We start from the raw sequence: 4,482 nt of genomic DNA, 5'->3' as shown, positions 1-4,482 counted from the left end.
GAGGGAGAGTCCAGGTCGTTCGCGAGGGCTTCGCGGATCTCCTCGACCAGGTCCTCGGCGGCGGGGCCGTCGGGGCGCGAGACGGCGGCACGCCACCGGGCGAGCCGCTCCTCGGCCTCGGTCAGGACGGAGTCGGTCCACTCCCAGTCGGCGCGGTAGTGGTTCGCCAGGAGCGCGAGGCGGATGGCGGCCGGGTCGGTCCCGTCCCGCCGCAGCTTCGACACGAAGACGAGGTTGCCCTTGGACTTGGACATCTTCTCGCCGTCCAGGCCGACCATGCCCGCGTGGACGTAGGCCTTGGCGAACGGGTGCTCGCCGGTGAGGGCCTGCGCGTGCGACGCGCCCATCTCGTGGTGCGGGAACGCCAGGTCGCTGCCGCCGCCCTGCACGTCGAAGCCCATGCCCAGGTGGTCGAGGGCGATGGCCACGCACTCGATGTGCCAGCCGGGGCGACCGCGGCCGAGCGAGGCGCCGTCCCAGCTCGGCTCGCCCTCGCGGGCGGCCATCCAGAGCATCGGGTCGAGCGGGTTCTTCTTGCCCGCCCGCTCCGGGTCGCCGCCGCGCTCGGCGGAGAGCAGCTTCATCGCGGCGGCGTCGAGACCGGAGACCTCGCCGAAGTGCGGGTCGGACTCGACGGAGAAGTAGACGTCGCCCTCCAGGTCATAGGCGGCGCCCATGTCCCGGAGGCGTTCGACGAGCGGCACGATGCCGGGTATCGCCTCGACGGCTCCGATGTAGTGCTGCGGCGGGAGCAGCCGCAGGGCGGTCATGTCCTCGCGGAACAGGGCGGTCTCGCCCTCGGCGAGCTCGACCCAGTCCTTTCCGTCGCGGATGGCACGTTCAAGGAGCGGGTCGTCCACGTCGGTCACGTTCTGGACGTAATGAACCTGCCGCTTGGTGTCGAGCCACACGCGCTGAACGAGGTCGAACGCGTTGTAGGTCGCCGCGTGACCCATGTGGGTCGCGTCGTACGGAGTGATGCCGCAGACGTAGATACGGGCGACGGGACCGGGGTCAAGGGTGACGAGACCATCGGTCGCGGTGTCGTGGATCCGGAGGTCGCGGCCCTTGCCGGGCAGGGCGGGGACCTCAGAAGCGGGCCAGGCATGCATGCCATGAGCCTAACCGGACGGAGCGTCCGCATACGAGCGGGGGATCAAGGTTTATCCGGGCATGGGCGCCTTGGACCTGCGATGACGACGCCGCTGCGCGGCAAATTTCTCCCATGCACCCACCCGTTTACCCCGCATCGAGCGGCGACTGGCACTCAGCAGAGGCCGTGCCTACACCGGTGGCCACGGAATGGCGGGCCACTCCCCGCCGGGCACGGGGTGCTTCCCGGACGCCAGCAGGGCGGCAACCCGCGCCCGTACGGCCTCCACCTCGGCCGGAGTAATCAGCTCCGCCAACCGGATGCCGAGCGCCGCATCCCCGGCAAGCCCGTCCCGCAGGGACTCCAGGACCCCCACCGCCTCGGCGGTCAGCGGCTCCCCCGCCCACCCCCACAACAGCGTCCGCAGCTTGTCCTCCGCATTGAACGTGACCCCGTGGTCGATCCCGTACAGCCGTCCCGCGTCGGTCAGCAGATGCCCGCCCTTGCGGTCGGCGTTGTTGATCACCGCATCGAGCACCGCGAGCCGCCGCAGCCGCTCGTCGTCCGCGTGCACCAGAAGCGCCGTCCGCCCCTCCCCCACGTCGGCGAAGCCGATCGCCTTCCAGCCCTCGCCCGGCTCTGTGCCCTCGACGAGGGCAAGGAGTTCCCCGCCACCCCCGGCGGCTTCCGAGTCCGGGTTCAGGTCCGACTCAGACTCCGAATCCGGGTCCGACTCCGGGTCAGGGCCCTCGATCCACAGCTGGCACATGCCCTCGCCGTGCGGCCCGTCCCGCAGCACGGTCGGCGGCACGAGGCCCCACCCCGTCGCCTCGGAGACCTCGTAGGCGGCCACCTCGCGCTGCGCGAGCGTCCCGTCGGGGAAATCCCACAGGGGGCGCTCCCCGGCGACCGGTTTGTAGACGCAGGCGGCTTCCCGGCCCTCGTACGAGACGGAGCAGTAGAGCACCGCGTTCGAGGCCTCGCGGATCCGCCCGCGCACGGTCAGCTCACCCCGGGCGAGCAACTCCATGGCGTCGGTGCCCGGGGCCACGCTCACGCGCCCCGCCGGTATCCGTTCTGCCGCGGGCATACGTGTCCTTCCGGGTCGAGCGGGAGGCTGCACAGCGGGCACGGCGGCCGACCCGCGTTCACGACGTCGAGGGCCCGCTTGGCGAAGGCACGCGCCTGCGCCCCGGTGAGCCGGACGCGCAGCATCGGCGGCCCGTTCTCCTCGTCCTGCAGAAGCCTTTCCTCCGCTTCCGCGAGATCCTCGTCGGACTCGGCGTCGAGCTCCACCAGGGCCTGCGCCTCGACGATCATCCGTTCCTCGTCGCCGTCCCAGGCCAGCGCCATCGTGCCGACGCGGAACTCCTCCTCGACGGGCGAGTCGAGGGGCGCGCTGTCAGTGACCTCGGCGGAGGCGACGGCGGGCACGGGGGCGTTGCCGCCGCTGCGGCGCACGACCTCGTCGAGCAGCTCTTCCATGCGTTCGGCGAGCGCGGCCACCTGGGTCTTCTCCAGGGCGACACTGGTCACCCGGACTCCGGCGGAGGCCTGGAGGAAGAAGGTACGCCGGCCGGGGAGCCCGACCGTTCCGGCCACGAAGCGTTCCGGCGGGTCGTAGAGGAACACCTGACGCGACACGTCCTGTCTCCATTGGGATCGACTGCGATTGATCACTTGCGCTTGTTCGTACGCGACGACTCACCCTACTTGGGGTGACGATCACGGTGCCCCAGCATCGCCGCCCACCGCCGCGTCGCTGCCGGAGGGCTCCGCACGGGGAGCGAGCGAACCGAAGTCACCGGTGTCCCCCAGGCGTACGAGGAAGGGCCGCAGCCGGGTGAACCGGATGGCCGTCACCGAACAGGGCTCCACGGAGATGCGCTGGAAGAGGTCCAGGTGCAGCCCGATGGCGTCCGCGACAAGAGACTTGATGATGTCGCCGTGCGAACACATCAGATACACGGCGTCGGGGCCGTGGTCGCGCTCCACGCGCGCGTTCCACTCGCGTACCGCCTCGGCCGCCCGCGTCTGCATGGCCCGCATGGACTCCCCGCCGGGGAAGGCGGCGGCCGACGGATGCTGCTGTACGACCTCCATGAGCGGTTCGTCGGACAGCTCGGCCAGCTTGCGGCCCGACCAGTCGCCGTAGTGGCACTCCCCGATGCGGTCGTCGCTGTGCGCCCGCAGCCCGGGGCGCGCCGCGAGCAGCGGTGCGACGGTCTCCTGGCAGCGCTGGAGCGGGCTGGCGACGACTTCGGCGAGCGGGAGGCCGGCGAGGCGTCCGGGGAGCGCCGCGGCCTGTGCGGCGCCGCGCTCGTCCAGGGCCACGCCGGGGGTCCACCCGGCGAGCAGACCCGCGGTGTTGGCGGTGGATCGTCCGTGCCGGACGAGGATCAGCGTGGGCATGCGGGCCAGCCTAAGCCGCCGTCGGGGTGTGCCCCGAGCGGAGGTCGGGAAGAATGCCGTGCGTGATCGTGGACTGCGCGATGTACCGGAACGGGCGCCGCACCGAGTGCGGGGAGGACTTCTCGGACGCCGTCGGCGAGGCGCGCAAGGCGGGGGACGCCTTCGTCTGGGTGGGCCTGCACGAACCGACGGCAGCAGAGTTCGACGAGGTCAGCAGGGAGTTCGGGCTGCATCCGCTGGCGGTGGAGGACGCCCTGAAAGCCCACCAGCGGCCCAAGCTCGAAGTGTTCGACGACTCCCTCTTCGTGGTCCTGAAACCGGTCGTGTACGAGCAGGACAGCGACGCCGTCTCGTCCGGCGAGGTCATGGTCTTCATCGGCGACGCCTTCGTGGTCACGGTCCGGCACGGCGAGGGCTCGCCTCTCGGTGTCGTACGCCACCGCCTGGAGGCCGAGCCGGACATGCTGCGGCACGGTCCGACGTCCGTCCTGTACGCCGTCGCGGACGCCACGGTCGACCACTACCTCGATGTCGCGGGCGAGCTCCAGACCGACCTGGAGGAGCTGGAGGCGGAGGTGTTCTCGCCCGACAACGGAGGCAGCCGCAACACGGCGTCCCGCATCTACCGGTTCAAGCGCCAGATCGTCGAGTTCCGCCGGGCCACCGGACCGTTGGCGATGCCCATGATGCGCCTCTCCGGAACGGGCCCCTTCGCGCCCGACGTGCCGTTCGTGAAGGACGCGGCGAAACCGTTCTTCCGGGACGTCAGCGACCATCTGACGCGCGTGAACGACTGGGTGGACAGCCTCGACCGCCTGGTGTCCGACATCCTCTCGGCGCATCTGGCGCAGATGAGCGTGCGGCAGAACGACGACATGCGGAAGATCTCGGCGTGGGCCGCCATGGCGGCGGTCCCCACGATGATCGCGGGTGTCTACGGCATGAACTTCGACCACATGCCCGAGCTGCACTGGGTG

General features: G+C 70.9%; 5 protein-coding genes. 1 reads left to right on the top strand and 4 read right to left on the bottom strand.

The features are described from left to right. From mshC to ACQKIP_RS40570, 4 genes are all read right to left on the bottom strand, one after another. On the bottom strand, window positions 1-1,112 hold a 1,112-nt coding region (gene mshC, locus ACQKIP_RS40585), incomplete at its 3' end, for a cysteine--1-D-myo-inosityl 2-amino-2-deoxy-alpha-D-glucopyranoside ligase (protein WP_427745322.1). Window positions 1,113-1,283: 171 nt separating this feature from the next. Then, window positions 1,284-2,183, bottom strand: a complete 900-nt coding sequence (locus ACQKIP_RS40580) for an SCO1664 family protein (protein WP_365860031.1) — start codon at window positions 2,181-2,183, stop codon at window positions 1,284-1,286. Further along, window positions 2,147-2,737: a DUF3090 domain-containing protein gene (locus tag ACQKIP_RS40575; RefSeq protein ID WP_365860030.1), complete on the bottom strand. Its 591-nt coding sequence runs from the start codon at window positions 2,735-2,737 to the stop codon at window positions 2,147-2,149. The genes ACQKIP_RS40580 and ACQKIP_RS40575 overlap by 37 nt, the downstream gene beginning before the upstream one ends. Window positions 2,738-2,818: 81 nt before the next feature. Beyond that, the gene (locus ACQKIP_RS40570; protein WP_365860029.1) at window positions 2,819-3,505 is read right to left on the bottom strand and encodes a histidine phosphatase family protein; all 687 of its coding nucleotides are present in this window, start codon (window positions 3,503-3,505) and stop codon (window positions 2,819-2,821) included. A 53-nt stretch (window positions 3,506-3,558) separates the two neighbouring features. Between ACQKIP_RS40570 and ACQKIP_RS40565 the strand changes: the two genes are divergently transcribed. Then, window positions 3,559-4,482: magnesium and cobalt transport protein CorA (locus tag ACQKIP_RS40565; RefSeq protein WP_427745321.1), on the top strand; the 924-nt coding region annotated here is incomplete at its 3' end.

This window comes from Streptomyces sp. NPDC059900, from assembly GCF_050270335.1.
Classification (GTDB): domain Bacteria; phylum Actinomycetota; class Actinomycetes; order Streptomycetales; family Streptomycetaceae; genus Streptomyces.
The sequence above is the reverse complement of the archived record's forward strand: the minus strand, read 5'-3'. Positions and strand labels throughout refer to the sequence as shown.

Excerpts from the sequence above, each read along its gene's own strand:
- ACQKIP_RS40580 (WP_365860031.1), bottom strand. The coding sequence starts at position 2,183 with ATGCCCGCGGCAGAACGGATACCGGCGGGGCGCGTGAGCGTGGCCCCG.
- ACQKIP_RS40570 (WP_365860029.1), bottom strand. The coding sequence starts at position 3,505 with ATGCCCACGCTGATCCTCGTCCGGCACGGACGATCCACCGCCAACACC.